At 57.9% G+C, this 24,447-nt stretch carries 40 protein-coding genes; 4 read left to right on the top strand and 36 right to left on the bottom strand.

The genetic code is table 11. The features are described from left to right. Positions 1-12: 12 nt before the first annotated feature. The 3 genes from HDF09_RS17395 (at position 13) to HDF09_RS17385 (ending at position 1,965) form a co-directional block, all read left to right on the top strand. Entirely contained in the window at positions 13-294 is a 282-nt protein-coding gene (locus HDF09_RS17395) for an acylphosphatase (RefSeq protein WP_183768724.1), read from the top strand. A 6-nt stretch (positions 295-300) separates the two neighbouring features. Next, complete coding sequence (locus HDF09_RS17390; RefSeq protein ID WP_183768722.1) at positions 301-840, top strand: adenine phosphoribosyltransferase; 540 nt, start codon at positions 301-303, stop codon at positions 838-840. Between the two features lie 78 nt (positions 841-918). After that, positions 919-1,965, top strand: coding sequence for an NAD(P)-dependent alcohol dehydrogenase (locus HDF09_RS17385; RefSeq protein ID WP_183768720.1), 1,047 nt, complete (start codon positions 919-921; stop codon positions 1,963-1,965). Between the two features lie 23 nt (positions 1,966-1,988). Here the strand turns inward: HDF09_RS17385 and HDF09_RS17380 are convergent, their stop codons facing one another. Next, positions 1,989-3,194 carry a lactonase family protein gene (locus HDF09_RS17380; RefSeq protein ID WP_183768718.1) on the bottom strand — a complete coding sequence of 402 codons (1,206 nt, stop codon included), beginning with the start codon at positions 3,192-3,194 and terminating at the stop codon, positions 1,989-1,991. A 19-nt stretch (positions 3,195-3,213) separates the two neighbouring features. Then, positions 3,214-3,645: a hypothetical protein gene (locus tag HDF09_RS17375; protein ID WP_183768716.1), complete on the bottom strand. Its 432-nt coding sequence runs from the start codon at positions 3,643-3,645 to the stop codon at positions 3,214-3,216. 212 nt (positions 3,646-3,857) lie between these two features. Here HDF09_RS17375 and HDF09_RS17370 point away from each other — a divergent pair, with 212 nt between their 5' ends. Beyond that, complete coding sequence (locus HDF09_RS17370; RefSeq protein ID WP_260181622.1) at positions 3,858-5,306, top strand: GGDEF domain-containing protein; 1,449 nt, start codon at positions 3,858-3,860, stop codon at positions 5,304-5,306. Positions 5,307-5,381: 75 nt separating this feature from the next. On the opposite strand, the gene rplQ is transcribed toward HDF09_RS17370, so the two are convergent. The 34 genes from rplQ to HDF09_RS17200 all read right to left on the bottom strand — a co-directional run. Then, positions 5,382-5,861 carry a 50S ribosomal protein L17 gene (rplQ, locus tag HDF09_RS17365; RefSeq protein ID WP_183768706.1) on the bottom strand — a complete coding sequence of 160 codons (480 nt, stop codon included), beginning with the start codon at positions 5,859-5,861 and terminating at the stop codon, positions 5,382-5,384. Between the two features lie 94 nt (positions 5,862-5,955). After that, entirely contained in the window at positions 5,956-6,189 is a 234-nt protein-coding gene (locus tag HDF09_RS17360; protein ID WP_433985137.1) for a four helix bundle protein, read from the bottom strand. Positions 6,190-6,386: 197 nt separating this feature from the next. Continuing rightward, positions 6,387-7,490 (bottom strand): DNA-directed RNA polymerase subunit alpha, encoded by a 1,104-nt coding sequence (locus tag HDF09_RS17355; protein ID WP_179585606.1) that lies wholly within the window; start codon positions 7,488-7,490, stop codon positions 6,387-6,389. Between the two features lie 168 nt (positions 7,491-7,658). Further along, positions 7,659-8,291 (bottom strand): 30S ribosomal protein S4, encoded by a 633-nt coding sequence (gene rpsD / locus HDF09_RS17350; RefSeq protein WP_179585608.1) that lies wholly within the window; start codon positions 8,289-8,291, stop codon positions 7,659-7,661. Between the two features lie 54 nt (positions 8,292-8,345). Then, positions 8,346-8,531, bottom strand: coding sequence for a DUF1272 domain-containing protein (locus HDF09_RS21395; protein WP_406705053.1), 186 nt, complete (start codon positions 8,529-8,531; stop codon positions 8,346-8,348). Positions 8,532-8,546: 15 nt separating this feature from the next. Further along, positions 8,547-8,969 carry a 30S ribosomal protein S11 gene (gene rpsK, locus HDF09_RS17340; RefSeq protein WP_179585612.1) on the bottom strand — a complete coding sequence of 141 codons (423 nt, stop codon included), beginning with the start codon at positions 8,967-8,969 and terminating at the stop codon, positions 8,547-8,549. 3 nt (positions 8,970-8,972) lie between these two features. Next, complete coding sequence (gene rpsM / locus HDF09_RS17335) at positions 8,973-9,353, bottom strand: 30S ribosomal protein S13 (RefSeq protein WP_183768702.1); 381 nt, start codon at positions 9,351-9,353, stop codon at positions 8,973-8,975. 159 nt (positions 9,354-9,512) lie between these two features. Next, a complete protein-coding gene (rpmJ, locus tag HDF09_RS17330; protein ID WP_158790629.1) occupies positions 9,513-9,626 on the bottom strand; it encodes a 50S ribosomal protein L36 in 114 nt (37 codons plus the stop codon). A gap of 178 nt (positions 9,627-9,804) precedes the next feature. Continuing rightward, a complete protein-coding gene (infA, locus tag HDF09_RS17325) occupies positions 9,805-10,023 on the bottom strand; it encodes a translation initiation factor IF-1 (RefSeq protein ID WP_013581270.1) in 219 nt (72 codons plus the stop codon). A 147-nt stretch (positions 10,024-10,170) separates the two neighbouring features. Further along, positions 10,171-10,920 carry a type I methionyl aminopeptidase gene (gene map, locus HDF09_RS17320; protein ID WP_183768700.1) on the bottom strand — a complete coding sequence of 250 codons (750 nt, stop codon included), beginning with the start codon at positions 10,918-10,920 and terminating at the stop codon, positions 10,171-10,173. Between the two features lie 20 nt (positions 10,921-10,940). Continuing rightward, complete coding sequence (locus HDF09_RS17315; protein WP_260181615.1) at positions 10,941-11,666, bottom strand: adenylate kinase; 726 nt, start codon at positions 11,664-11,666, stop codon at positions 10,941-10,943. A gap of 13 nt (positions 11,667-11,679) precedes the next feature. Beyond that, complete coding sequence (secY, locus tag HDF09_RS17310; protein WP_183768698.1) at positions 11,680-13,089, bottom strand: preprotein translocase subunit SecY; 1,410 nt, start codon at positions 13,087-13,089, stop codon at positions 11,680-11,682. 93 nt (positions 13,090-13,182) lie between these two features. Beyond that, a complete protein-coding gene (gene rplO / locus HDF09_RS17305; RefSeq protein ID WP_179585620.1) occupies positions 13,183-13,644 on the bottom strand; it encodes a 50S ribosomal protein L15 in 462 nt (153 codons plus the stop codon). A gap of 101 nt (positions 13,645-13,745) precedes the next feature. Next, a complete protein-coding gene (gene rpmD / locus HDF09_RS17300) occupies positions 13,746-13,940 on the bottom strand; it encodes a 50S ribosomal protein L30 (RefSeq protein WP_158943424.1) in 195 nt (64 codons plus the stop codon). A gap of 38 nt (positions 13,941-13,978) precedes the next feature. Further along, complete coding sequence (rpsE, locus tag HDF09_RS17295) at positions 13,979-14,485, bottom strand: 30S ribosomal protein S5 (RefSeq protein ID WP_218884479.1); 507 nt, start codon at positions 14,483-14,485, stop codon at positions 13,979-13,981. Positions 14,486-14,535: 50 nt separating this feature from the next. Further along, positions 14,536-14,901 (bottom strand): 50S ribosomal protein L18, encoded by a 366-nt coding sequence (gene rplR, locus HDF09_RS17290; RefSeq protein ID WP_179636966.1) that lies wholly within the window; start codon positions 14,899-14,901, stop codon positions 14,536-14,538. 133 nt (positions 14,902-15,034) lie between these two features. After that, positions 15,035-15,580, bottom strand: coding sequence for a 50S ribosomal protein L6 (rplF, locus tag HDF09_RS17285; protein ID WP_183768697.1), 546 nt, complete (start codon positions 15,578-15,580; stop codon positions 15,035-15,037). Positions 15,581-15,704: 124 nt separating this feature from the next. Further along, positions 15,705-16,103, bottom strand: coding sequence for a 30S ribosomal protein S8 (gene rpsH / locus HDF09_RS17280; protein WP_158790620.1), 399 nt, complete (start codon positions 16,101-16,103; stop codon positions 15,705-15,707). Positions 16,104-16,266: 163 nt separating this feature from the next. Beyond that, positions 16,267-16,452, bottom strand: a complete 186-nt coding sequence (locus tag HDF09_RS17275; protein WP_020715220.1) for a type Z 30S ribosomal protein S14 — start codon at positions 16,450-16,452, stop codon at positions 16,267-16,269. Between the two features lie 56 nt (positions 16,453-16,508). Then, complete coding sequence (rplE, locus tag HDF09_RS17270) at positions 16,509-17,057, bottom strand: 50S ribosomal protein L5 (protein WP_158790619.1); 549 nt, start codon at positions 17,055-17,057, stop codon at positions 16,509-16,511. Positions 17,058-17,176: 119 nt separating this feature from the next. Further along, entirely contained in the window at positions 17,177-17,506 is a 330-nt protein-coding gene (rplX, locus tag HDF09_RS17265) for a 50S ribosomal protein L24 (RefSeq protein WP_221270196.1), read from the bottom strand. An 86-nt stretch (positions 17,507-17,592) separates the two neighbouring features. Then, on the bottom strand, positions 17,593-17,964 hold the full coding sequence (gene rplN, locus HDF09_RS17260; protein ID WP_158790617.1) for a 50S ribosomal protein L14: 372 nt from the start codon (positions 17,962-17,964) through the stop codon (positions 17,593-17,595). Positions 17,965-18,042: 78 nt separating this feature from the next. Continuing rightward, entirely contained in the window at positions 18,043-18,387 is a 345-nt protein-coding gene (gene rpsQ, locus HDF09_RS17255) for a 30S ribosomal protein S17 (RefSeq protein WP_179636960.1), read from the bottom strand. A gap of 2 nt (positions 18,388-18,389) precedes the next feature. Then, positions 18,390-18,665, bottom strand: coding sequence for a 50S ribosomal protein L29 (gene rpmC / locus HDF09_RS17250; protein ID WP_183768695.1), 276 nt, complete (start codon positions 18,663-18,665; stop codon positions 18,390-18,392). Between the two features lie 65 nt (positions 18,666-18,730). Then, positions 18,731-19,165 carry a 50S ribosomal protein L16 gene (gene rplP, locus HDF09_RS17245; protein WP_183768693.1) on the bottom strand — a complete coding sequence of 145 codons (435 nt, stop codon included), beginning with the start codon at positions 19,163-19,165 and terminating at the stop codon, positions 18,731-18,733. 74 nt (positions 19,166-19,239) lie between these two features. Then, a complete protein-coding gene (gene rpsC, locus HDF09_RS17240; RefSeq protein ID WP_158943402.1) occupies positions 19,240-19,914 on the bottom strand; it encodes a 30S ribosomal protein S3 in 675 nt (224 codons plus the stop codon). Between the two features lie 78 nt (positions 19,915-19,992). Then, entirely contained in the window at positions 19,993-20,514 is a 522-nt protein-coding gene (rplV, locus tag HDF09_RS17235) for a 50S ribosomal protein L22 (protein WP_183768691.1), read from the bottom strand. 91 nt (positions 20,515-20,605) lie between these two features. Next, a complete protein-coding gene (gene rpsS, locus HDF09_RS17230) occupies positions 20,606-20,893 on the bottom strand; it encodes a 30S ribosomal protein S19 (RefSeq protein ID WP_183768684.1) in 288 nt (95 codons plus the stop codon). Positions 20,894-21,015: 122 nt separating this feature from the next. Continuing rightward, a complete protein-coding gene (rplB, locus tag HDF09_RS17225; RefSeq protein ID WP_183768682.1) occupies positions 21,016-21,840 on the bottom strand; it encodes a 50S ribosomal protein L2 in 825 nt (274 codons plus the stop codon). 81 nt (positions 21,841-21,921) lie between these two features. After that, positions 21,922-22,215, bottom strand: coding sequence for a 50S ribosomal protein L23 (locus tag HDF09_RS17220; protein ID WP_183768680.1), 294 nt, complete (start codon positions 22,213-22,215; stop codon positions 21,922-21,924). Further along, positions 22,215-22,913 (bottom strand): 50S ribosomal protein L4, encoded by a 699-nt coding sequence (gene rplD / locus HDF09_RS17215; protein ID WP_183768678.1) that lies wholly within the window; start codon positions 22,911-22,913, stop codon positions 22,215-22,217. The genes HDF09_RS17220 and rplD overlap by 1 nt, the downstream gene beginning before the upstream one ends. Before the next feature lie 87 nt (positions 22,914-23,000). Next, on the bottom strand, positions 23,001-23,741 hold the full coding sequence (gene rplC / locus HDF09_RS17210) for a 50S ribosomal protein L3 (RefSeq protein ID WP_183768676.1): 741 nt from the start codon (positions 23,739-23,741) through the stop codon (positions 23,001-23,003). A gap of 96 nt (positions 23,742-23,837) precedes the next feature. Then, the gene (gene rpsJ, locus HDF09_RS17205) at positions 23,838-24,155 is read right to left on the bottom strand and encodes a 30S ribosomal protein S10 (protein WP_013581294.1); all 318 of its coding nucleotides are present in this window, start codon (positions 24,153-24,155) and stop codon (positions 23,838-23,840) included. Between the two features lie 127 nt (positions 24,156-24,282). Next, the coding region (locus HDF09_RS17200) for an EF-Tu C-terminal domain-related protein (protein ID WP_455685161.1) at positions 24,283-24,447 on the bottom strand (165 nt) is incomplete at its 5' end.

Here is a 24,447-nt window from a genome sequence, read left to right as displayed (position 1 = left end):
ACTGGAGGCTCCATGGTGTGCCATTACCTCGTCAAAGGTCGCGTGCAGGGAGTCGGATTCCGCTGGTTCGTGCACCAGGAGGCGGCTGAGATTGGCCTGCGGGGATGGGTCCGGAATACCGACCAGGGCCACGTCGAGATCGTTGCGGCGGGGAGACCAGAAGAGCTTGCCGAGTTGAAGGACGCGCTGCGGAAGGGTTCGCGCGGCAGCCGCGTCGACGCCGTAGAGGAACAGGAACTGGTCGAGAGCGAAGGCGCGCAGCTCGGACCATTTGAGATTGAAGGAGCCTGGTAAGAACTGATGACACTACCGATTAATTGTGAACCACTGAAGACTCTGATCCGCACCGTGCCGGATTTTCCCAAGCCTGGGATTCTGTTCTATGACATTACGACGGTCTTGAAGGATAAGGCGGGGTTCGCCACGCTGATCGACGCCTTCGCGCAGTACTACATTGGAAAAGAGATCGACCTGGTGCTGGGCATCGAAGCTCGCGGCTTCATCTTCGGACCAGCGCTGGCGTATCGCCTGAACGCGGGATTTGTGCCGGTACGCAAGCCAAAGAAACTGCCCGCTCCTACGGCTCGAGTAAACTACGATCTCGAGTACGGGACCGATGCTCTGGAGATCCACCTCGATGCCATCCAGCCCGGCGAGCGCGTCGTCATCGTGGATGACCTTCTCGCGACCGGCGGCACCATGCAGGCGACGGTGCAACTGGTGCGGCAGCTCGGCGGCGAGATTGCGGGACTTGGATTTGCGATTGAACTCGATTTTCTGAAGGGCCGCGAAAAGTTTCAAGAGTACGACGTACTAAGCCTGCTCCACTACGACGAATAACTGAATCGAGCGGAACTCGCGCCAAAACAAACATCTCTTACTAGCTACTCGTCCTACTGCAACGACAAAGGGGAAAAGATGAAGTCACGTGGATATGCGGTGCACGATAAGAAGTCGCCTCTGATTCCTTTCAGCTTCGAGCGGCGTGAGCCAGGCGCGAACGACGTCGTCGTTGAGATTGCTTACTCCGGTGTCTGCCACTCGGATATCCACCAGGCTCGCGACGAGTGGGGTGGTTCGATCTATCCGATGGTGCCAGGGCACGAGATCGTCGGGCATGTGACCGCAGTTGGTGGTGCGGTAAAGAAGTTCAAAGTAGGCGATCTCGCCGCAGTCGGAGTGATCGTCGACTCCTGCCGGGTGTGCGAAAACTGCAAGGCCGACGAACAGCAGTACTGCCTGAAGGGTGCAGTCGAAACCTACAACAAGCGCGACTACGCGGGCGACGTCACTTATGGTGGCTACTCCAACAACATCGTTGTGAACGAGAACTACGTCCACACGATCTCCCCGAAGCTGAACCTCGCCGCGGTAGCGCCGTTGCTGTGCGCAGGGATTACAACCTACTCACCGCTACGCCACTGGAAGGTCGGAGCGAACAGCAAAGTGGGCGTGGTTGGACTGGGTGGTTTGGGTCACATGGGTTTGAAGTTCGCTCATTCTTTCGGCGCGCATGTGGTGCAGTTCACCACCTCCGAAAACAAGATCGAAGACGCGAAGAAGCTGGGTGCCGATGAGGTGGTTGTCACCAAAGACGCCGCAGCTCTAGCCAAACACACTGGAAGCTTCGATTTCATTCTCGACTGCGTTTCGGCGCCCCACGATATCAACCAGTACCTGAATCTGCTGCGCTTGAATGGAACCCTGTGCCTTGTGGGTCTTCCTGAAACTCCCTTGTCAGTGGCTCCGTTTTCGGTGGTGGCCAATCGGCGTTCGCTGGCTGGATCGGGGATCGGCGGGATGAACCAGACGCAGGAGATGCTGGACTACTGCGCCGAACACAACATCGTCTCCGACATTGAGCTGATCTCGGTCGACAAACTGGACGAAGCTTACGAGCGGGTGTTGAAGGCCGACGTGAAGTATCGCTTCGTCATCGACATGGCTACGTTGCCTAAGGGGTAATCTCGGCCGCTTGTCTTCGCAGTTCAGGCGAAGAGGGTAAACAGCGGCGAATCCAAAGCGACGGTCTGCGTAGGGCCGGAGAGCTTTCCCGTAGCGGCATCCCGGCGAAAGACCGTGACATTCGCGGAGTCCTGATTCCCGCAGAGCAGCCACTGCGCCGTCGGGTCCAGCGTGAAGTGGCGAGGCGTCTTGCCACCGCAGGGGATCCGCTGGAGCAGCGCAAGGTCTCCGTTCCTTGCGATCGAGAAGACGACCAGAGAGTCTTCCCCACGATTGCTGGCGTAGAGAAAGTTTCCGTCGGGAGAGATTGTGAGTTCCGCAGCGGTATTCTTCTCAGCCGGAAAGTCCGCCGCGATCGTCTTGATCGAGAAGGTGGAGTTAACCAAGAGCCCCTGAGGTGCATTGCTGAAGCGGGTGGCTGTCCACAGGCAGCGATCGATGCTGGAGTCGATCTCGTTGATGCAATAGACCCAGCGACCGTTGGGGTGGAAGACGACGTGGCGCGGCCCTGACCCTGGACGCTCGTTGGTGAATAGATGCGGATCGGAGAGTTGGCCCGTCTCAGGATGAATGTAAAAGACTGCGATATGGTCGGTGCCAAGATCGCAGACCAGCAGGAAGCGGTCATCGGGGGAGATGGTAACGCAATGCGGGTGCGAGTTGTCCTGTCGAGCAGAGATAGGACCAAGCGCTCCGAACTTCTGATGATCCTTGAAATCGAGGCATTCGACCGGCTGGCTGAGCGTTCCATCTGGCTGGACGCGGTAAGAGGCGATAGAAGCACCGAAGTAGTTAGCTACAAAGGCGGCGCGACCGGTGGAGTCTACCGAAACATAAGCGGGCCCGGCGCCACCTGAGGGAACCCGCCCGGTCTGCTGAAGGTTGCCATCTTTCGTATCCATCACAAAAGTTGTAACGGTAGCGCCAGGATCGTTGATGGCATTGACCGCATAAAGCGAGCGGCGTCCCACACCAGGAGGGGTGGCGGCAAGATAAGACGGCCGGACCGTGGCGGCAATCAGTGTTGGCGGAGTCAGTTGACCAAGAGCGGGATCGAAGGTCGATCGGTAGATACCTTTGCTGACTCCCTTGTTCGTGTCGGTTCCAAAGAAGACATGAATTGAGGGCGGCGGAACTACTTTCTTTTTGCGAACGGGCCACGTGGCGAAGGCGTGCGCAGAGGCCGTGAAGGCAGGAAACAAGACAAGGAATCGGCGGCGCGAGAACATGGACCAAACCCCTGGGAGGTTATGCTGGTTCGCCTGGAAGATGGATGCCCAACTCGTCTTCGGCCCGAAGATTGTCGTTGATGACGGGAAGGCTGGGAAGATTGTCGGTACGGCCAGCCTCTTTGACAACGGCGCTGGCGTGTTCGAGAACCTCATCGACCGTCATGGTGTACATCTCGCGGCCATTATCGTATCCGGACTTGACGGCGTGTTGCAGATACCGGCCAGCGGTCTGCGCAGCAAGATAATCCGTAATGACATGCCCGGTACGTCGCTTCTGCTCGACCCAGGCCAGGTTCGGCATGGCGATCCAGACTGGTCTGCCATTGACGGCAAAGCGGATGTCGGTGGCATCGGCATGGCGCGTCGCGATGGCCACCATGGTGCCCTTCCATACGCAGTGAAGGTCTTTTCCGGTCCAGCGGTCGGTTACTTTGAAGTCTTCGTACATGATTGTCTCTAGATTAGAGCAGGGGGAAGGGATGAGCAAGGCAGAGACCTAAAACCATAGAAATTTGCTCGGATCTGCCTTTAATCTGGTTTGTCGTTGCAGATAGTCCCACAATGGGAATAAAGTACGAGGTTACTTTCGTAAGCACTTGAAATTGCCTCTGGCTTATGCAAGTTACCGCAGCTATTCTTGTCTTGTTTTTACGGTGATAGATGAGCGTGCGTCGAACAGAAGCTGAAGCCGCTAGCTTAAGGGCGATCTGGACACGTGATTTGTTGGACTCCCAGCCAGAGCTTGAATGTGATGAACTGGTTAGGCTTGCTGCCTGTCTCTGCGGAACTCCACTCGGCCTGGTGACGCTGCTCGATGAGCGACACCAATGGTATCGTGCGTCCGAAGTGCTTAAGATGGGCGAGACCCCGAGGGAGGTGGCCTTTTGCGCACACGCGGTACGGCAGACTGGTCTCTTCATGGTGAAGGACGCTCTGCTGGATAGCCGATTTTCCAGCAATCCCCTGGTTACCTTGGATCCGGCGATACGGTTCTTTGCCGGGGTGGGTTTGCATGACTCCGATGGTGAGCCGATCGGGACTTTCTGCGTGGTCGATATGTCCCCCCGCATCCTCAGCGAGGATCAATCCGAGGCTCTCGAGATCTTCGGACGACAGATAAGTCTTCGGCTGCAGGCAGTGGTTCAGCGGCGGGCACTGGAACAGGCTCTGACGGAGAAAGAGAGGGCAAGCGCAGGACTCCGAGCGAGCGAAGAACTGTTTCGCGCGTTCATGAATGCGAGCCCGTTTCTGAGCTACATCAAAGATGCCGCCGGGCGACTACTCTTCTACAATCGCAGCTTCGCGCAAAGATTTGGCGTGAGTGAATATGCGTGGCTCGGACGAACCGATGAGCAGCTCTGGTCCAGAAAGCTGACCAAGTCCGTACGAACTCATGATCTCGAAGTGATGGCTGGCGGAAAGATGGTCGAGACCGAGGAGCACATTCGAAACTCCGATGGATCGGTCAGCTCGTTGCGGTCCTTCAAGTTTCCCTGCCACGATTCTGCGGGGAACGTACTGCTGGCCGGGGTGGCCGTCGATGTGTCGGAGGAGGTAGCGCATCAGGCCGAGCTGGAACGATATCATCGCGAGCTTGAAGATGCCAACGACCAGTTGCGTAAGCTCGCTGTCACCGACGAACTGACAGGATTGCGCAATCGCAGGTCGTTCGAGGAGCGGCTGGTGATGGAGTTCTCGCTGGCGCGACGGAGGAAGCGGGAGCTTTCCGTACTGCTGATCGACGTTGACGACTTCAAAACGATCAATGACCGCTGGGGTCACGCGGCCGGTGACGAGGTCCTGCGCCGACTGGGCATGATTCTGCGAACGACAGTGCGGCTCCCCGATCTGCCTGCGCGATATGGAGGGGAGGAGTTTGTGGTCCTGCTGCCAGAGAGCGGCGAAGAGAGCGCCATGGGCCTCGCCCGACGGGTCATGCAGCGGGTCGCGACTGAGGACTGGGAGAATCAGCCGTTGACCATCAGCGTAGGAATGGCTTCGATGAACGAGTCGCTTGAGAATGGGTTTCAATTGGTAGAGCTGGCAGATGAGGCCTTATATGCCGCCAAACGCGCAGGAAAGAACCGCGTCATGGTGCACAGCGGCTAAATTGTTTCGTTCTTACAAACGCAAAGAGGCGCACCTTGTAGGTGCGCCTCTTCGTGTTGCTATCTGAGCTGAAATTTACGCTTCGGCGTTTGGATCGCCAGCTTCGCCTTCGCCGCGCTCTTCCATCTGCTTGGCGAGCTCTTCACGCTTCTTGGTGCGAGCTTCAGCGCGCTTCTGAGCCTTCTCGTTGAGCTCGTGCTCTGCACCGAGGAGTTCGATGTAGGCCATCTCGGCGGCGTCACCCTTGCGGGCTCCGAGGCGCGTGATGCGAAGGTAGCCACCCTGGCGTGCAGAGTAGCGCGGGGCTACGGTCGCGAAGAGGCGGTCGACCGACTCGGGCGTCATGAGATAGGCAGCAGCCTGACGGCGGGCGTGGACGGTGCCGCGCTTGCCGAGGGTGATCATCTTCTCGATGAGGGGGCGGGTGGCCTTGCACTTGGTGATGGTGGTCTCGACGCGGTCCATCAGGATGACGGAGGTGACGAGGTTGCGGAGCATGGCGCGGCGATGGCTGGTGTTGCGGCCTAGTTTGTATCCTGCATTGCGGTGACGCATCGGTGATCTCCTTCGACTCGGCTATGGCCGTGAGTCGGTACTACAAGGGTGTAGGGAATAGGGTGGAGGGTGTAGCGTGCAAACATTTCGGAAGCTAGAGTTTCTTGAGCATGGCGGTTAACATCTTGCCGACCTCAATAGAAAGATCTTCGGATTCTTTTAGCGTTTGCGGATTTCCGTAACCTAGTTCCCTTGCTATAACTAACTGCGTTTGTGCTTCCAAGTTTGAGCCGCGCGCCATACCGAGAAACTGCTTGTACTCGCCTTTGGACATGCGGCCATAGCCTTCTGCGATGTTGCTTGCAACCGATACGCCTGCGCGGCGAATCTAGCTGGTGATACCGAACAACTCTTCCTTCGGGAAACCAGCGGACAAGCGATAGATGGCTAAGCTCATCTGAATTGCTCGCTGCCAAACCAAAAGATCTTGATACGACTCTGCCATTTCAATCCTGGGTTGCGGGGAAAAGAGAGTGGGTGGTTGGTTGTTGCTACACCCTACTCCCTGTTCCCTGCACCCTGCTTCTAGAAGTTCTCTGGCTCACTGCCGACGAGGTCGAGGTCTTCGTCCTCATCTTCATCTTCGTCATCATCGTCATCAAAGTTGCCGAAGCTGGCGGCGAGAGTGGCTGCGGGCAGAACGGAGGTGGGTCCGGGCTGCGGGTTGCCGTTCTCGTCGATCTTCATGCCGAGGGACAGGCCCATCTGCGCGAGGATCTCTTTGATCTCATTCAGGGACTTGCGGCCGAAGTTCTTGGTCTTCAGCATCTCGGCTTCGGTCTTCTGGATGAGTTCGCCGATGGTGGCGATGTTGGCGTTCTTGAGGCAGTTGTAGCTGCGGACGGAGAGCTCAAGCTCTTCTACCGAACGGTTGAGGTTCTCGTTGCGCAGGGCCGGGCCGTCGTGGCTGCCGTCGTGACCAGCTTCCATCTCCTCTTCAAAGTTGATGAAGATGGTCATGTGGTCCTTCAGCAACTTGGCGGAGAGGCCAAGCGCGTCTGCGGGGAGCACGGTCCCGTTGGTCCAGATCTCGATGGTGAGCTTGTCGTAGTCGGTGATCTGACCGAGACGGGCTGCCTCAACGAGGTAGTTGACCTTGCGAACGGGAGAGTGAACGGAGTCGACCGGAATGAAGCCGAGGCCGAGGTCGCCGTCGAAGTTCTTGTCGGCAGAGATGTAGCCGCGGCCGCGCTTGAGACGCATCTCCATGTCGATCTTGCCGCCTTCGGAGACGGTGCAGATATAGACGTTCTTGTCGAGGATCTCAACGTCGCCGTCAGCTTCGATCATGCCGGAGGTGATGACGCCGGCCTGGTCGGCACGGAGGTAGAGAGCCTTGGGGCCTTCGCCGGCAAGCTTAAACGGAATCTGCTTGAGGTTCAGGATGATGTCGGTCGCATCTTCTACAACACCAGTGATGGACTGGAACTCGTGCAGGACACCTTCGATGCGAACGGCGGTTACTGCGGCACCCTCGATAGAGGAAAGTAACGTCCGGCGAAGGGCGTTGCCGATGGTGGTACCGAAGCCGCGCTCAAAGGGCTGCGCGGAGAACTTGCCGTACTTTTCGGTGAGTGTTTCGGTGTCGACTGCGAGACGCTTGGGCTTTTGAAAACCTCTCCAAAGCATGTGTTTCTCCTTTTCCGGCTCACTCGCGATGCATTCTGCGAGATGGCGGGGTGTTCCTGTTGCGAGTTCGTTTGTTGTGTTGCTTTCGCATTTGTAGCGTGACAAGGAACAAATACAATGTTCTTTGTCGCGCTGCCAAATGACGAATCTTATATGTAACTACAGCGGTTACTTGCTGTAGAGTTCGACTATCAGCTGCTCGTTGACGGGCAGGTTGACGTCTTCGCGCTTCGGCAGAGCGATGACCTTGCCGGAGAGATTGTCGCGGTTGATGTCGAGCCACTGAACCTGATTTTGACCGGCGGCAAAGTTCTTGGCCTCTTCGAGCATGACCAGAGCCTTCGAGCCCTCGCGAATCGCGATCTCATCGCCAACCTTGACCTGGAAGGACGGGATGTTGACCTTGCGGCCGTTGACCTGGAGGTGGCCGTGACGAACGACCTGACGGGCCTGGCGGCGGCTCATGGCGAAGCCGAGGCGGTAGGCGACGTTGTCGAGGCGGGTCTCAAGCTGCTGGAGCAGAAGCTCGCCAGTGACGCCGGTCTTGTTCGAAGCCTTCTGGTAGTAGGCGCGGAACTGGGTCTCGAGGGTGAAGTAGATGCGCTTGGCCTTCTGCTTCTCGCGGAGCTGCAGACCGTAGCCGACGACCTTCTTCACTTTGCGGGACTGGCCGTGCTGGCCTGGGGGAAAGTTGCGCTTCTCGACCGGGCATTTTTCAGAGAAGCATTTGGTTCCCTTGAGAAAGAGTTTGGTGCCGTCGCGGCGGCAGAGGCGGCAGACGGGTCCGGTATAACGTGCCATTTTTATAACTCCTGACTTCGGGTGACGATCGCTTTACGCGCGGGCAGCGCTTCTTCACGATCCAGTTGTTGTAACGTCTTGCCTGCGGCGGGGCCTGAGAACAAGCTCACCGCCGCAGTTGGGACAGATTGCATTCATAACCTGAGCGCATGTTGCACAGAAGCTGCACTCATAACTGCAGATGAAGGCTACTCCGTCTGCATTGAGAGCCGTATTACAGCGCTCGCATTCGGACTTCATCAAAAGTGCCACAGATCAAACGCGGCGGCGCTTCGGCGGACGACAACCGTTGTGCGGCATCGGCGTAACGTCGCGGATGCTGCGAACCTCGATGCCGGTGGTGGCGAGAGCGCGGATCGCGGACTCACGGCCAGAGCCGGGACCGGAGACGCGCACATCGACCGAGCGGACACCGTGGTCGCGGGCTGCGTTGGCTGCACCGACGGCGGCCTGCTGCGCGGCAAACGGGGTTCCCTTGCGGGAGCCTCGGAAGCCAAGCGAACCGGACGACTTCCAGCTCAGCGTATTGCCGACCTGGTCGGTGATGGTGACGATGGTGTTGTTGAACGAAGCCTGAATAAAGACGAGGCCAAATGGAACATTCTTCCGCTCGCGCTTCTTGAACTTCTTATTCTTGCCGGGCTTTGCTGCACCCTTCGTATTCTGTGTCTTCGCCATGTCTTATTTCGTCGCTTTCTTCTTACCGGCAACGGTTCCCTTGCGTGGGCCTTTGCGGGTGCGAGCGTTGGTGTGGGTACGCTGGCCACGGACAGGAAGGCTGCGGCGATGGCGGAGGCCACGGTAGGACTGAATTTCGATCAGGCGCTTGATGTTGAGCGAGATGTCCTTGCGGAGATCGCCTTCGATCTGGCCCTCGGCTTCAATGACCTGACGGATGCGGTTCAGCGCGTCCTCGTCGAGCGTGCCGACCTTCGCGACGGGATCGACATCCGCCTTCACGAGGATCTTGGCGGCGCGAGAGTCGCCGATTCCGAAGATGTAGGTGAGACCGATGCGCACCTGTTTGTTATTAGGGACATCGACTCCAGCAATACGTGCCATGGGGTTCCTTTTCGGTTGAGCTCCGTAGCTTCGCCACGGGAGCGGGGTTTCTTGTTTACGGCTGAGTCCGTCGGGTTCAACGCAAGCCTTGACTTCGGCTAACTAGCCCGGCGGGGCCGGTGATGCTGGAATCGAAAAACACAGACCTTGCGGTCTTTTTTATCCCTGACGCTGCTTGTGCTTTGCGTTCTCGCAGATAACACGCACAACACCGCGGCGGTGAATAACCTTGCACTTGTCACACATCTTCTTTACTGAGGCACGGACCTTCATTGTGATTCCCTTCTTTGATTGCAACGTGAAACCGGCAACCAGAGTACGCATCTCGAGGAGACGAAACTCCTTTTGACGTGCAGCCTGAACGCCAGGGTCAAAAACCCTGAACTATCCCAAGTGCAAATGCGCTTGAGCAACCCATGATTGGAGACGGGATGGGCCCCGTAGCCGTTGTCTACTTGTAGCGGTAGACAATGCGGCCGCGGTTGAGATCGTACGGACTGAGCTCAATCGCGACGCGGTCGCCGGGGAGGATACGAATGAAGTTTTTGCGCATACGTCCGGAGACGTGTGCAAGGGCCTGGTGCTTGTTCTCAAGCTCGACCTTGAACATCGCATTCGGCAGGGTCTCGACGACCACCGCCATCACTTCAATTGCATCTTCCTTCGACAAACGATCTCCTTTGGAAGGTCAAGGGGCGAACCCCTTTCGTTTCCATAACTTCTTCTTTGAGTTGAGCGTTTTCCTCAACCAGAGTTACCATGCGACACACTTGCGCACACCGCATCTCTTATAGTACCCCAAAAGGGGTCGATTTACCTAGCGGGTAAGCACCAAGGGGCCATCTTTCGTGAGGGCGACGGTGTGCTCAAAGTGGGCGCTGTAGCTGCCGTCAATGGTCACCGCCGTCCAGCCATCCTTCAAAACCCGCACTTCGGGCCCGCCGGCGTTGATCATAGGCTCGATGGCGAGCACCATGCCCGCCTTCAACCTCGGTCCCTTGCCGGCAGCGCCAAAGTTCGGAACCTGCGGGTCTTCGTGCATGGCGCGGCCAATCCCGTGCCCGACAAACTCCCGGACGACCCCAAAACCCTCCGCTTCACAGAGTTCCTGGACGGCGGCGGAGATATCGCCCAACCGCCCGCCAACCTGGCACTGCTCGATCGCCTTCTCGAGGGAGGCCTTTGTCACTTCGAGAAGCTTTGTCGTCCCAGCGCTCACCTTGCCGATCGGGTAGGTCACGGCGGCGTCCGAGTAAAAGCCGTCGATGATAACTCCGCAGTCGATAGAGAGAATATCGCCTTCGGCGAGGATGCGCTTGGCGTTGGGCATGCCGTGGACGACCTCGTTGTTGACCGAGGTGCACAGAGCCGCGGGAAAGCCGTGGTATCCCTTGAAGGCTGCAATGGCGCCCAGCTCGGCGATCTTTTTTACGGCAATCTCCTCGAGATCCATCGTCGACGCGCCAGGAACAACATGGGGCGCGATTGCGTTATGAACCTGGCGGAGAGCCTTGCCGGAGATCCGCATCTTCTCGATCTCCTGCGCCGTTTTGATCATGATGGCCATAGGGCAGCTTTGTCTCGGGGCTACTGGTTCGAATCGTTGCGAAGACGTTTAAGAGCGGACACGATTCCGGCAGTCACTTCTTCGACTGGGCGGTCCCCGTCTACTATTTCGAAGCGGCCCTGCTTCCGATAGTGTTCAATCACAGGAGCGGTCTGGGCTTCAAAAGTCTTCATGCGTTCCGTGAAGACAGCCTCGGAATCATCGGGACGCTGGATCAGAGCGGAACCATCAACATCACAGATGCCTGGAACAGCAGGTGGATTCGAATAGATGTTATAGATGTGGTCCGTTCCACAGATCCTACGGCCGGTGATGCGATGGAGCAGCTGCTCGTACTCGACGACGATGCTGATCGCGACCACGGGCAGAGTGCCGGCATCAGAGGTCAACTGCGCATCGAGCCAGTTCGCTTGATTCAGCGTCCGTGGAAACCCATCAAGAATAAAGCCACGCCGCGTATCAGGCTGTTTTAGTCGGTCGGCGACCATCTGGTTGACGAGTTCGTCAGAGACGAGGGTGCCCTGATCGACGAGAGTCTTCGCCGCCTTGCCGAGTGGCGTACCGTTGGAGATGTTCCAGCGGAGGATGTCGCCGGTGGAGATCTGCGGGATACCGTAAGCGGCCATCAGCGCCTTCGCCTGCGTGCCCTTGCCAACGCCGGGAGCGCCTAAAAGGAGGACCGGCCCGGGCAGGAAGTTCTTCTCTGCCGGGGCCGTCTCGGGTTCGGATGCGGTGCTTGTAGTCAACGGGCTAACTTCCCTACCAGCTCTTGCGGCCACGGATTCGGCCACTCTTGGGAGTGAAGCCGTCATAGTGACGCATGATGAGCTGCGATTCGATCTGCTGGACCGTGTCCATGGCTACGCCGACAACGATCAGCAGGCTGGTACCGCCGAAGTAGAAGTTGACGCCGAGGCCGTTGGTCATCCAGGTCGGCAGCCGATCAAAGACCGAGCCGATGAGCCAGAGATGGTTGAAGTGGATTCCGCTGATGAGCAGCTGCGGAATGATGGTGATGATGATGAGATAGAGCGCGCCGACAAGGGTGATGCGTGTCAGCACATCATTGATGAAGTCGGCAGTGCGCTTGCCGGGACGAATTCCGGGGATAAAGCCGCCGTACTTGCGCATGTTGTCGGCGATATCGTCTGGACGGAAGACGATCGAGATGTAGAAGTAGGCGAAGAAGATGATCGCGACCATCTGCAGCAGTTCGTACCACGGCTCGCCGGGAGCCAGAGCACGCAGGATCGGACCAAAGAAGGAGGAGTCCTGCAGAGAGTAGCCGAAGATGTGAGCGCCGGAGAAGAGCAGAGGAGCCGACAGGATGGAGCTGGCGAAGATGACCGGCATCACACCGCCGGAGTTGACCTTGAGCGGGAGGTGTGTCGACTGGCCACCCATCATCTTGCGGCCAACGATGCGCTTGGCGTACTGGACCGGAATGCGACGCTCGGAGCGCTCCACGAAGACGATGAAGGCGACGACGGCGATCATGCCCACGATCAGGAAGGCGACAGCGATGGGAGTCAGCGCTCCCCAGGCGTTGTCACGTACCTTCTCGTAGAGATTCTCAATGCCTTTGGGCAAGCCGACGACGATACCAGCGAAGATGAGCAGGCTCATGCCATTGCCGATGCCGCGCTCGGTGATCTGTTCCCCCAGCCACATGATGAATGCAGTGCCGGCGGTGAGAGTAATGACGCAAAGCGGGATGAAAGCGGCGCGGGAGATGGTGACCATCGTCTGCCCGGTGCTGGTATTGGTGAGCGTCAGCGCGATGGCAAACGACTGCACGATGCCAAGCAGAACCGTAACGTAACGCGTCCACTGGGTGATCTTGCGGCGGCCGAGTTCGCCTTCCTTCTGCAGCTTCGCCAGAGGCTCATAGATGACCGTGAGCAGCTGGAAGATGATCGACGCCGTGATGTACGGCATGATGCCGAGCGCGAAGACGGTGAGCTTGCGGAGGTTTCCGCCGGAGAAGAGATCGACCAGGCCGAGAGCTGAGCCGGAGTTCTGATTGAAGAACTGGGCGAGCATGTCGGCGTTGATGCCGGGGGTGGGGATGTGCCCGCCGAGGCGGTATACGGCCAACATGCCAAGCGTAAACAACACGCGTTTGCGGAGGTCGGGGATTTTGAAGATGTTTGCGATTTTCTCGAACATCGGGTGCGGGAACCTCGGGGTAAAACCTGGTGATCTGGTGAAACGGCGATGCGAGGGCGGTTGCCCTCGCCTGCCAATCATTCTAAATGCTGCCTAGCCGATCAGGATGGCCTTGCCGCCGGCCTTTTCGATCGCCTCCTGGGCGGTCTTCGAGAACTTGTGCGCGTGAACCGTCACGGCAGTCTTGATCTCTCCGTTATTCAACACTTTGATCAAAGCGCCCTTCTTACGGAGAAGGCCAAGCTCGATGATCTTGTCGAGGGTGAACTCGGTGACGTTTTCAGCGGCAACGATCTCGGCGACGCGGTCGAGGCCGAGGACCTGGTACTCGACACGGAAGATGTTGGTGAAGCCGCGCTTGGGCAGACGGCGGTGAAGGGGCATCTGGCCGCCTTCAAAACCACGCATCAAGGACGAACCCGAGCGGGAGCCCTGACCCTTGTGGCCGCGGGTGGAGGTCTTACCCATGCCCGAACCCATACCACGGCCGACACGCTTCTTGTTTTCGTTCGCCCGCTTGGGGGCGCGGAGATTGGAGAGATTACGGATTGCCATTTGTTTCCTCGCTTAACGCCGGTGAAGCAGCTTCTGCTCTTCGCCGACTCGCTTATGAGTTAGCCCTTACGGGGTTTGGTGCGGTTATGCCGGTTCGGCGACTAGTCGACGACGCGGACGAGATGGGGAACCTTTGCGACCATGCCACGAATGGATGGCGTGTCTTCGCGCTCGACGATCTGGTTGAGACGGGTAAAGCCTAGGCCCTTGATGACGAGCTTGTGCTTGACCGGGGTGCAGATCTTGGAACGGAAGTACTGCAGCTTGATTTTGGCGATTGCGTTGGTGTCAGCCATGAGAGAGCTCCTTGAATCTTGTTGGAGCAGGGTTGAGCTTAGAGCTCTTCCACTGCCTTACCGCGCAGGGCGGCGACTTCGGCCTTGTTGCGAAGCTGGATCAGAGCATCGAACGTAGCCTTGATGACGTTGTGCGGGTTCGCCGAGCCGAGGCTCTTGGTCAGCACGTTCTGCACACCAGCGGCGGTCATCACAGCACGAACCGTCTTGCCGGCGATGACGCCAGTACCTTCCGGGGCGGGCTTGAGCATCACCTGGCCTGCGCCGAAGTGGCCGAGGACCTGGTGAGGAATCGTGCTCTCGGTCAGATTAACCTTGTGCAGATTCTTCTTGGCAGACTCGATCCCCTTGCGGATCGCCTGGGGAACTTCCTTGGCCTTGCCCGAGCCGTAGCCGACCACGCCTTCCGCCGGGTCGCCGATAACGACCAGCGCGGCGAAGGACATATTCTTACCGCCCTTGACGACCTTGGTGACGCGGTTGATCGAAACGACCTCATCCTTCAGATTGAGGCGGTTCGCATCGATTTTTTTCTTCATTGCCATAATGTCTTATCCAGCTTTCTGGCGGCCAATCGAGGCGCGCCGTGGGAACCTTAGAAATCGAGACCCGCTTCACGGGCTGCATCGGCGAGAGCCTTCACACGGCCGTGATACAGATAGCCGCCACGGTCAAACACAATCTTTTTGATGCCCTTCTCCTTCGCGCGCTCGGCGATCAGCTTGCCGACTTCGGCAGCCGCGGCGATGTTTCCGCCGTACTTCTTCTCTTCGGTCTTCTTGCCCATGGAGGAGGCAGAGGCAATGGTGACTCCGTTGAGATCGTCGATGAGCTGCGTGTAGATGTGATTGAGCGAGCGATAGACGTTGAGGCGTGGACGCTCGGCGGTACCGGACATCTTCTCGCGGATGCGGGTGTGAACGCGCTGGCGGATCACATTACGCTGACGTGGATTGATCATGATTGACTTTCCTTCCTAGTGGCGTACTCAGAATGCTGAGGACGTTCGGTTTGTGATGCAGGGTGTAGGGTTTAGGGCACAGGGTGTAGAGGACGGTGCTTATTACACCCTATTCCCTACACCCTCCCCCCTGTTACTTGGCTCCGGTCTTACCGACCTTCTTCTTCAGCTTCTCGCCGGTGTAGCGGACGCCCTTGTTCTTGTAAGGGTCGGGCTTGCGGAGAGAGCGCATGTCGGCAGCGATCTGGCCCACCTTCTGCCGGTCGATGCCGGAGACGGTGAGGTGAGTCTGCTTGGGGTCGATCTCAACGGAGATGCCGGTGGGCAGCGGAAACTCGATGGGGTGAGAGTAGCCCAGGGTGAAGACCACCATGTTCTTCCCCTTCAGCTCGGCGCGGTATCCGATGCCGACGATGTCGATCTCTTTGGTCCAGCCGGTGGTGACGCCGGTGACAGCGTTGAAGACCAGCGCGCGGGCGAGGCCGTGAAACGCCGCCTGCTTGTCGGTCTGGCGCTCGGTGATCAGGTGGCCATCCTTCTGGACGAGAGTGATGCCGCCAGGCAGCATCGCGCTGACCTTGCCCTTGGGCCCTTCAACCATTACAGTGTTGCCGTTCTCGCTGACCGTGTACTTGACGCCGGCGGGTAGAGCGATCGGCTTCTTACCAATACGTGACATAACGAATCCCTTTGTGGCTTGCGAGTCCCTTAAGGTTTCTAAGTTCCACTGCAGCCGATGAGCCGATGGCTCGAATGCAGTCTTTCCAGAGTTGAGATTCTGGAAAGACTTTGTTTCTTTTTCTTTACCAGACTTCGCAGAGGATCTCGCCGCCAACACCTTCGCGACGTGCCTGGCGGCCGGTCATGACACCCTTGGGGGTGGTCATGATGGAGATGCCGAGACCGCCCTGAACGCGGCGAATCTCGTCGCGGCCAAGATACACACGGCAGCCGGGACGCGACACACGCTGCAGGTCACGGATGACAGCCTCGTTGTTCGGGCCGTACTTCAGGTAAACGCGGATGACCTTCATGCCATTCTCTTCGGTCGGCTTGTAGTTCGCGATGTAACCCTCTTCTTTGAGGATGCGGGCGATCTCGGCCTTGAGTTTGGAGGCGGGGACGTCGAGCTTCTGGTGACGCGCACGGATGGAGTTACGGATGCGGGTCAAAAAGTCTGCTACTGGATCTGTGAGGTTCATTCATTCTCCTTCATCCCCCGTTCGCTCACGAGTATCTCTCGTAAGAACCAGCGGGGATGTCTGTTTCGGGTGATACGTCCAGACTTCTGCACCATAAGCGTGACGCCCTGATGAGGTCTCTGGAGTAAGTGCGCGACCTGAGCCGCACACGGATCCTTTTATTCTACCAGCTCGACTTCACAACGCCCGGAATTTCTCCCTTGAGGGCGAGCGAGCGGAAGCAGAGACGGCATACGCCGAACTTCCGCAGGAAGGCGCGGGGACGACCGCAGAGCTGGCAGCGGTTGTGCTGGCGAGACTTGAACTTCGGTTTCCTTGCGTCTTTGACGCGTTTTGCTGTAGTTGCCATGTGTTTTGCTCTCTATCTTTAGTGCAAGTTCAAAAGAAAACTTGGTTGATCTTTCTTTATGCTCCAACGCGGAAGGGCATACCAAAGCTCTTCAGCAGGGCGCGGGCACCGTTGTCATCCTTCGCCGTCGTGACGATGGTGACGTTCATACCCTTCAATTTGTCGACCTTGGCATAGTCGATCTCAGCGAAGATCAGCTGATCGCGCAGGCCAAGGGTGTAGTTGCCGCGGCCATCGAAGCTCTTCGACGAGACGCCGCGGAAGTCGCGGACGCGGGGAAGAGCGATCGAGATGAGGCGGTCAAGAAACTCGTACATGGTGTCGCCGCGCAGAGTCACCATCGCGCCGATGGGCATGCCCTCGCGCACCTTGAAGGCTGCGATGGACTTCTTGGCCTTGGTGGTCACAGGCTTCTGACCGGCAATGGCGGCAAGATCGGCCACCAGGGGATCCATGATCTTGACGTTCTGGGTGGCTTCGCCGAGACCCATGTTGATGACGATCTTCTCGAGCTTCGGGATCGCCATGGCGTTGGTGATATTGAGCTCTTTGCCCAGCGCCTGCTTGATCTCGGTCTCGTACTTCTGCTTCAGACGTGCTGCCATGTTTTTCTTCGCTTTCTCCACGGTTGCCGGATTGGGTTTGAGCCCGTGTACCGATGCGTGGGGTGAACCGTTGCTACAGGATTTGAACTTCTCTACAAAAAAACTTTGCTAAATCTTCTTTACTTCTTCTTCTCAGCGATCGTGGCGCCGCTGGTCTTCGCGAAGCGTACCTTAGTGTCGCCTTCAAAGCGCGATCCGACGCGAGACTTCTTCCCGTCGCCATCGAGCAACATCACGTTCGAGACGTGAATGGTGGACTCCTGCTCCGCGATGCCGCCCTTGATATTCCGCTGGGGATTCGGCTTCACGTGCTTCTTCACCATCATCACGCCTTCAACCAGAACGCGATTCTTTTCAGCGATGACGCGAAGGACTCGGCCCTGCTTGCCCTTATCCTTGCCTGCGATTACTTCGACCTTGTCATTCCGCTTGATCTTGATGCCTGCCATAACTCTCTCTCTTCTCGACGATCTTGAAACCTCGGAGCCGGACTCCGAATACTTTGTGGCACCGCGCAAAAGCTGCGCGACGTGAACTAGATGACCTCAGGTGCGAGCGAGACGATCTTCAAAAACTTCTTCTCGCGAAGCTCACGGGCAACCGGTCCAAACACGCGGGTTCCGACCGGCTCGTTGGCATCGTTGATGACGACAGCGGCGTTCTGGTCGAAGCGGATGTACGTTCCATCGCGGCGGCGATACTCCTTGCGCGTACGGACGATCACAGCCTTGACGACCTTCCCCTTCTTGACGGTGCCATCGGGAGAGGCTTCCTTGACAGCTGCGGTGACGACGTCGCCCAGGCCTGCCTTCTTGCCGAGACCACCACCGAGGGGCAGGATCACCTGCAACTTGCGCGCGCCAGAGTTATCGGCTACGTCAAGCATTGTTCTCATTTGTACTGACATCGTTCTTCTCCTGGCTATCTACTGCGGTGACACGGCCGGGGCTCATGCCCCAGGCTTGAACTTGATAAACGCTAAAAGCTACTTAGCTTCGGCAGCGACAGCGGCTGCAGACTTCTCTTCCGCCAACGCGAGCGAGGAGCGGCGAACGATCTCCTCAAGCGACCAGCGCTTGAGTTTCGACAGAGGACGCGCCTCGCGAATGCGAACCACATCGCCCACGCGGGCCGAGTTCTGCTCGTCGTGCGCGTAGAACTTCTTGTTCGACTTCATCACGCGCTTGTACTTGGGGTGCGCCTTGCGCATCTCGATCTCGACGACGATCGTCTTCTGCATCTTGGTCGAGACGACCAGACCCACCTTCTCATTGCGACGCGAGGTCTGAGCTTCGGGAGTTGCTGCTGCGGTGTTGGTTGTATCTGCCATGATTAGTCCTTCTTCGCTTTCTTGCGGGCGGTGCGAGTGCTCTTGGCCGGCGCAACGTTGGCGACGACGGGGTTGGCGGCCTTCTCGGCGGCCAGGGTGCGCTGCCGTTCGACGGTCTTGATGCGGGCGACATCCAGCTTGAGCGTCCGCAGCTTCTTGATGCCCTCGTTGTTGCCGAGGCTCTTCTGGAAGCGGATGCGGAAGAGCTGCTCGCCGGCCTTGGCCTGCTCGCTCTTGAGCTCATCGTCACTGAGGTTCTGAATTTTTTCGAATTCCATTGTCTTTTCCTAACTACTAAAAGATTGCTAAAGCTGCTTGACCGCGGTCTTACTTGGTCGCGCCTTTACTTGGTAACGACCGTCGCCTTGACATCATGGCGCTGGACGAAGCTGGTCTTGAGCGGAAGCTTGTGTGCCGCGAGACGCATCGCCTCTTTGGCAAGCTCCGGCGTGACACCTTCCATCTCGAACAGAATGCGGCCCGGACGAACAACGCAGACCCAATGATCCGGAGCGCCCTTACCTTTACCCATACGGGTTTCGGCAGGCTTCTTCGTGATCGGCTTGTCCGGGAACAGACGGAGCCAGACCTTGCCGCCACGCTTGATGAAACGCGTCATCGCGATACGGCTGGCTTCGATCTGGCGGTCGGTGATGTAACCGCACTCCATCACCTTCAGGCCGAAGTCGCCGAAGGAGAGATCGGAGCCGCGCCACGCTTTGCCCTTCATTCGTCCGCGCTGCTGCTTGCGGAACTTGACCTTCTTTGGCATCAACATAAGAAAACCCTCTTCACTCTTTCAGGGATACGTTCAACGCGCTCCCCGGAAACTCCGGCCAGGCCGGGAAAAACTTAGCTTGCGAATGCGCCAGTGGTAACACCCTGGTCGCGACGCTTCTTCTGCTCGTAGATATCGCCGCGATAGACCCAGGTCTTGACGCCGATGATGCCGTAGGTGGTGTGCGCCTCGGCAAAACCGTAGTCGATGTCGGCACGCAGCGTGTGCAGCGGCAGACGGCCCTGGAGGTACCACTCCGAGCGGGCGATCTCGTTTCCGTTCAGACGACCGGAGACGCGGACCTTGATGCCTTTGCAACCAAAGCGGAGCGCCGAGTCAACCGACTTGCGCATTGCGCGACGGAAGCTGACGCGCTTCTCAAGCTGCAGCGCGATGTTCTCGGCAACCAGCTGAGCGTCGAGCTCGGGCTTATTGACCTCGAGAATGTCGATGAAGACCTCGCGGCTGGTGCGCTTCTGAATATCGGCCTTGAGCTTGTCGATCTCGGCGCCCTTGCGGCCGATGATGATGCCCGGACGCGCCGTGCGGATGATCAGGCGCAGCTTGTTGCCTGGGCGCTCGACCTCAACAGAGCTGACACCAGCCGCCTTCAGCTTCTCGCGCAGCTCAGCCTTGAGCTTGACGTCTTCGACCAGCAGCTTGTCATAGCCGCGTTCCACGAACCAGCGTGACTTCCACGGCTTGTTGATGCCGAGGCGCAACCCATACGGATGGACTTTCTGTCCCATAGCTTCCCTTTACTCCGTGCCCTCTCCGGTTGAGCCGGTGGGCGGTAGTGCAAAACTTTAAGTTTACAAGAAACCGGCTTACTTCGCGGCCTTTTTCGCTGCGGGTTTCTTGGCGGCAGCCTTCTTGACTGCGGGTTTTGCCGCAGTCTTGCTGGCTGCCTTCTTGGTGCCCTTCTTCGCGGCCGGGGCTGGAGTCGCATCGGCAGCTGCGCTGATCGCAGTGGCCGACTTCTTCTCAGCAACGGTGACGATGATGTGTGCGAGCCTGCGCTGGTAGCGGAAGGCGCGGCCCATTGGAGCAGGGCGGATGCGCTTCATGCGCGGACCTTCGTTCGCGATCGCGGTGCGGACGTAGAGGTTGTCGACATCGACGTCGAGCCCCTGCTCCTGCGAGACGTAAGTCGCGTTCTGGATCGCCGAACGCAGAACCTTCTCCACCACGGGCGCCATGCGCTTGGTGCTGAAGTGAACGGTATTGAGCGCCTGCTCGACGCGTAGTCCCTTGATCAGATCCAGGACAAGCTTCGCCTTCTGCGGGCTGGTACGCTGAAACTTCGCTTCTGCGCGGAACTCTCTGATTTTTTCTGCTGCCTTCGCCATAATCTTCGTCCTTCAAAACTTCTGCTTCGCTGCCCGTTATCCATTGCCGCGGGCTCGCGGTCCTACCTAACTGCAAACGCCTCAGCCCGGTTTATTTGGGCTTCGCGGAGGTCTCAGCGGCGCGCGCGGAGTGGCCCTTGAACGTGCGGGTGGCCGAAAACTCTCCAAGCTTGTGACCCACCATGTTCTCCGTCACATAGACCGGAATGAACTTGCGACCGTTGTGCACGGCAATGGTGTGGCCGACGAAGTCCGGGTGAATCGTGGACCGGCGCGACCAGGTGCGCAGTACCTTCTTGTCGTTGACCTGGTTCATCCCCTCAATCTTCTTCATGAGGTGACCGTCGATGAAAGGACCTTTTTTCGCTGAACGTGACATTTGCTAAGCTCCGACTTTCTTGTTGCGATGCTGGATACGACGAATCTCTTGTTTGCGAGACTTGGTGTTGCACTTTGCTGCGGAACTAAAACCGAAAAACTATTTGCTGAAAAGCTTTTTCTTTACTTCGTACGACGCTTCACAATGAACACATCAGTCCGCTTGTTATTGCGGGTCTTGTATCCACGAGTCGGCTGACCCCAGGGGGTTACAGGATGACGACCGCCCGAAGTTTTACCTTCACCACCACCGTGCGGGTGATCGACCGGGTTCATCGAGACACCACGGTTGGAGGGGCGAATACCCTTCCAGCGATTGCGTCCCGCCTTACCGATCGTGACGTTCTCGTGATCGGTATTGCCAACCTGGCCGATGGTCGCCATGCACTCAACCAGAACCTTGCGGGTCTCGCCCGAAGGCAGTTTCAGCAGAGCGTAATCGCCTTCCTTCGCGATCAGGTTGACCTGGGCTCCAGCGGAACGAGCCATCTGTGCACCCTTTCCCGGACGAAGCTCGATGTTATGCACAATCGTTCCGGTCGGGATGAACTTCAACGGCAGAGCGTTGCCGACGAGGATATCGGCCTCTGGACCGCTCATGATCGACTGACCGACAGTGAGACCGATCGGCTGGATAATGTAGCGCTTTTCGCCGTCCGCGTAGTGGATCAGCGCGATACGGGAGCTGCGGTTAGGATCGTACTCAACCGTCGCAACCGTGCCGGGGATCCCGAACTTGTCGCGCTTGAAGTCGATCAGGCGCAACTTCTGCTTGTGACCGCCACCGTGGTGACGCATCGTGAGACCGCCGTTGTTATTGCGGCCGCCGGTGCGCTGCTTGACTCCGAGCAACGGCTTGTGCGGCTTGTCCGTCGTGATGTCATCGTTGACAAGCTTCGTAGCGAAGCGGAGTGATGGGGTAATCGGTCGAAATGATTTGATCGGCATCGTCTTTATTCCCTTGCCCGCGCTGCTAATCGCTTAGCGGCGCTTCGGTCCTGAATTCTGTTACTCGCGAAACAATCTCGCTTAGAGGCTGTTGAGGTACTCCGGCATCTTCTCGCCATCTTTCAAGCGAACGTAAGCCTTCTTCCAGTCGGGGCGGTAGCCGGCAAACTTACCCCGGCGGCGCTCCTTGCCCTCAACGGTCGTGGTGCGAACACCAGTGACTTTGACCTTGAAGAGTGTTTCAACAGCTTGCTTGACTTCGGTCTTGGTGGCCTTCAGGGCGACTTCGAACACCAGGGTGTTCTGCGTCTCCTTGACGGTCATGCCCTTCTCAGTGATGAGGGGGCGGCGAATGACGGTATAGAGAGTTGGCATTACGCAACCTCCTTCTGCGCGGCGGCTTTGCTGCGCTCATCTGTTGCTTTACTGCGCTTGGATACAAACTTCTTGAGAGTCTCCTGAAGAGCCTCGATGGCATCCTTCGAGAAGACGGCGTGCTCATAACGGAGCAGGTCGTACGGGTGAACCTCAGAGCTGAGAACCAGTTCCACACCCTGCAGATTGCGCGAGCCGAGGTAGAGCTTCTCGTCCAGCTTGCGGCTGCTCTCAACCAGGAGAGTCGTCTTGCCCGCTTCGAGCTTGTCGAGCGCGGTGCGGAAGAGCTTGGTCTTCGCCTCGGGAACCTCGAACGAGTCGACGATGGTGAACTTGCCATCGTTGATCTTCGCCGTGATCGCCGAGCGGAGCGCGCCCATCAGCTTCTTCTGCGGGAAGGCGTACTCGTAGCTGCGCGGCTTCGGTCCGTGAACCGTACCACCACCACGCCAGAGCGGAGTCCGAATCGAACCAACACGCGCACGGCCGGTTCCCTTCTGCTTCCAAAGCTTCTTGCCTGCACCCGAAACCTGATTACGGTTCTTGGTAGCAGCGGTTCCCTGCCGAAGAGCAGCACGGTAGTGCTTGACCGACTCCCACAGGAGACCGTCGTTGATCTCTGCCGCGAAGACCTCGTCGACGAGTTCAAACTCTCCGACCTTGGCTCCAGCAAGATTTACTACGTTGATGTTTGCCATCGTTCTTCTCTCTCTTTGCTCGCCGTCGATGCGGCGAGCCATAACTTTGTTTGCGGCTTCATGCTGCAAGCCTTTTCAATCGACTACTTATTTCTTCTTGGACGGTGCAGCCTTCTTGGAAGCCTTCAGAGCGTCCTTCGTTGCGGCGCCAGCAAATCCACGACGCTCACGCGGTGGTGCCTTTGCCTTGGAGATCAGCACGAAGCCATCACGCGGGCCGGGCACGGCGCCCTCAACCAGCAGAAGGTTGTCTTCGAGATCGATACCGCGAATACGCAGGTTGCGAACCGTGATCTGCGCGTGGCCCATGTGACCCGGCATGCGCTGCCCGGGGAATACGCGCGAGGGGAACGAAGAAGCACCGATCGAACCCTGCACCTGGAACATATGGCCGTGCGACTTGGGACCGCCGCCGAAGCCGTGGCGGCGAATGACGCCAGCAAAGCCGCGACCCTTGGAGGTGCCAATGACGTCGACGAAACGCTCGTCGTTGAAGATATCGACCAGGATGCGATCGCCAGCCTTGGCCGTGACCTTCTCCTCGCCTTCAGCAGTCTTCACCGCTTCGAGCTCGACTTCCTTGATCATCCTGACCGGAGGAACGTTGGACTTCGCAAAGTGGCCAGTCATCGCCTTATTGATCTTTGAAGCCTTCACGAAGTCGACGTAGCCAATCTGCGCGGCTTCGTATCCGTCCTTCGCGAGCGTCTTGAGCTGGGTGATCACGCATGGGCCAGCCTTCAGGACGGTCACAGGGTGAATATCACCGCGCTCGTCGAAGATCTGCGTCATGCCGACTTTTTTTCCGAGAATTCCTACTACTGACATTGGAGCTTCCTTTCCTCATCATGCTGATGCTTCAGCTCAGCACTGCCGGGTTGATGCATCTAAACCGAAAACAAAGAGCTTTTATTGAAAGATTCTTTACTTCTGAACCGTCTTGATCTCTACGTCAACGCCCGCAGGCAGATCGAGCTTCATCAGCGCGTCCACAGTCTGCTGGGTCGGCTCGAGGATGTCGATCAGCCGCTTGTGCGTGCGGATCTCGAAGGCCTCGCGCGACTTCTTGTCCACGTGGGGCGAGCGAAGAACGCAGTACTTGTTCTTCATGGTCGGCAGCGGAATGGGACCCGCAACCTGGGCTCCGGTGCGCTTGGCCGTCTCGACGATCTCGCCGGTCGACGTATCCAGCACGCGGTAGTCATATGCCTTCAAACGAATTCTGATTCTCTGTCCAGCCATGGTGTGTCTCTTTCACGCTTCAAAGATCGTTTGGAGTAGCTGCCGGTGATGAACTTCTGCACCTGCCGGCAGCCCTCGTTATTCTTGAACAGCTAAAACTAAAAGACTTCTTTGTGAAGCACGTTCTTTACTTGATGATCTCGCTGATGGTGCCTGCTCCGACGGTGCGTCCGCCTTCGCGGATAGCGAAGCGCAGCCCCTTCTCCATCGCGACTGGCGTGTGCAGCGTGATCTCCAGCTGGATGTTATCGCCGGGCATGCACATCTCGGTGCCTGCAGGAAGCTTCGCCGA

The organism is Edaphobacter lichenicola (genome assembly GCF_014201315.1).
GTDB classification, from domain to species: domain Bacteria; phylum Acidobacteriota; class Terriglobia; order Terriglobales; family Acidobacteriaceae; genus Edaphobacter; species Edaphobacter lichenicola_B.
This window is presented reverse-complemented; position numbering and strand designations above follow the sequence as displayed.

What these genes read in the sequence shown, in the direction of transcription:
- HDF09_RS17395 (WP_183768724.1), top strand. Translation starts at nt 13, where the DNA reads ATGGTGTGCCATTACCTCGTCAAAGGTCGCGTGCAGGGAGTCGGATTC.
- HDF09_RS17390 (WP_183768722.1), top strand. Translation starts at nt 301, where the DNA reads ATGACACTACCGATTAATTGTGAACCACTGAAGACTCTGATCCGCACC.
- HDF09_RS17385 (WP_183768720.1), top strand. Translation starts at nt 919, where the DNA reads ATGAAGTCACGTGGATATGCGGTGCACGATAAGAAGTCGCCTCTGATT.
- HDF09_RS17380 (WP_183768718.1), bottom strand. Translation starts at nt 3,194, where the DNA reads ATGTTCTCGCGCCGCCGATTCCTTGTCTTGTTTCCTGCCTTCACGGCC.
- HDF09_RS17375 (WP_183768716.1), bottom strand. Translation starts at nt 3,645, where the DNA reads ATGTACGAAGACTTCAAAGTAACCGACCGCTGGACCGGAAAAGACCTT.
- HDF09_RS17370 (WP_260181622.1), top strand. Translation starts at nt 3,858, where the DNA reads ATGAGCGTGCGTCGAACAGAAGCTGAAGCCGCTAGCTTAAGGGCGATC.
- rplQ (WP_183768706.1), bottom strand. Translation starts at nt 5,861, where the DNA reads ATGCGTCACCGCAATGCAGGATACAAACTAGGCCGCAACACCAGCCAT.
- HDF09_RS17355 (WP_179585606.1), bottom strand. Translation starts at nt 7,490, where the DNA reads ATGCTTTGGAGAGGTTTTCAAAAGCCCAAGCGTCTCGCAGTCGACACC.
- rpsD (WP_179585608.1), bottom strand. Translation starts at nt 8,291, where the DNA reads ATGGCACGTTATACCGGACCCGTCTGCCGCCTCTGCCGCCGCGACGGC.
- HDF09_RS21395 (WP_406705053.1), bottom strand. Translation starts at nt 8,531, where the DNA reads ATGAAGTCCGAATGCGAGCGCTGTAATACGGCTCTCAATGCAGACGGA.
- rpsK (WP_179585612.1), bottom strand. Translation starts at nt 8,969, where the DNA reads ATGGCGAAGACACAGAATACGAAGGGTGCAGCAAAGCCCGGCAAGAAT.
- rpsM (WP_183768702.1), bottom strand. Translation starts at nt 9,353, where the DNA reads ATGGCACGTATTGCTGGAGTCGATGTCCCTAATAACAAACAGGTGCGC.
- rpmJ (WP_158790629.1), bottom strand. Translation starts at nt 9,626, where the DNA reads ATGAAGGTCCGTGCCTCAGTAAAGAAGATGTGTGACAAGTGCAAGGTT.
- map (WP_183768700.1), bottom strand. Translation starts at nt 10,920, where the DNA reads ATGGCCATCATGATCAAAACGGCGCAGGAGATCGAGAAGATGCGGATC.
- secY (WP_183768698.1), bottom strand. Translation starts at nt 13,089, where the DNA reads ATGTTCGAGAAAATCGCAAACATCTTCAAAATCCCCGACCTCCGCAAA.
- rplO (WP_179585620.1), bottom strand. Translation starts at nt 13,644, where the DNA reads ATGGCAATCCGTAATCTCTCCAATCTCCGCGCCCCCAAGCGGGCGAAC.
- rpmD (WP_158943424.1), bottom strand. Translation starts at nt 13,940, where the DNA reads ATGGCTGACACCAACGCAATCGCCAAAATCAAGCTGCAGTACTTCCGT.
- rpsE (WP_218884479.1), bottom strand. Translation starts at nt 14,485, where the DNA reads ATGGCAATGAAGAAAAAAATCGATGCGAACCGCCTCAATCTGAAGGAT.
- rplR (WP_179636966.1), bottom strand. Translation starts at nt 14,901, where the DNA reads ATGATCAATCCACGTCAGCGTAATGTGATCCGCCAGCGCGTTCACACC.
- rplF (WP_183768697.1), bottom strand. Translation starts at nt 15,580, where the DNA reads ATGTCACGTATTGGTAAGAAGCCGATCGCTCTACCCGCCGGCGTCAAG.
- rpsH (WP_158790620.1), bottom strand. Translation starts at nt 16,103, where the DNA reads ATGAACCTCACAGATCCAGTAGCAGACTTTTTGACCCGCATCCGTAAC.
- HDF09_RS17275 (WP_020715220.1), bottom strand. Translation starts at nt 16,452, where the DNA reads ATGGCAACTACAGCAAAACGCGTCAAAGACGCAAGGAAACCGAAGTTC.
- rplE (WP_158790619.1), bottom strand. Translation starts at nt 17,057, where the DNA reads ATGGCAGCACGTCTGAAGCAGAAGTACGAGACCGAGATCAAGCAGGCG.
- rplX (WP_221270196.1), bottom strand. Translation starts at nt 17,506, where the DNA reads ATGGCAGGCATCAAGATCAAGCGGAATGACAAGGTCGAAGTAATCGCA.
- rplN (WP_158790617.1), bottom strand. Translation starts at nt 17,964, where the DNA reads ATGTCAGTACAAATGAGAACAATGCTTGACGTAGCCGATAACTCTGGC.
- rpsQ (WP_179636960.1), bottom strand. Translation starts at nt 18,387, where the DNA reads ATGGCAGATACAACCAACACCGCAGCAGCAACTCCCGAAGCTCAGACC.
- rpmC (WP_183768695.1), bottom strand. Translation starts at nt 18,665, where the DNA reads ATGGAATTCGAAAAAATTCAGAACCTCAGTGACGATGAGCTCAAGAGC.
- rplP (WP_183768693.1), bottom strand. Translation starts at nt 19,165, where the DNA reads ATGTTGATGCCAAAGAAGGTCAAGTTCCGCAAGCAGCAGCGCGGACGA.
- rpsC (WP_158943402.1), bottom strand. Translation starts at nt 19,914, where the DNA reads ATGGGACAGAAAGTCCATCCGTATGGGTTGCGCCTCGGCATCAACAAG.
- rplV (WP_183768691.1), bottom strand. Translation starts at nt 20,514, where the DNA reads ATGGCGAAGGCAGCAGAAAAAATCAGAGAGTTCCGCGCAGAAGCGAAG.
- rpsS (WP_183768684.1), bottom strand. Translation starts at nt 20,893, where the DNA reads ATGTCACGTTCAGCGAAAAAAGGTCCTTTCATCGACGGTCACCTCATG.
- rplB (WP_183768682.1), bottom strand. Translation starts at nt 21,840, where the DNA reads ATGCCGATCAAATCATTTCGACCGATTACCCCATCACTCCGCTTCGCT.
- HDF09_RS17220 (WP_183768680.1), bottom strand. Translation starts at nt 22,215, where the DNA reads ATGCCAACTCTCTATACCGTCATTCGCCGCCCCCTCATCACTGAGAAG.
- rplD (WP_183768678.1), bottom strand. Translation starts at nt 22,913, where the DNA reads ATGGCAAACATCAACGTAGTAAATCTTGCTGGAGCCAAGGTCGGAGAG.
- rplC (WP_183768676.1), bottom strand. Translation starts at nt 23,741, where the DNA reads ATGTCAGTAGTAGGAATTCTCGGAAAAAAAGTCGGCATGACGCAGATC.
- rpsJ (WP_013581294.1), bottom strand. Translation starts at nt 24,155, where the DNA reads ATGGCTGGACAGAGAATCAGAATTCGTTTGAAGGCATATGACTACCGC.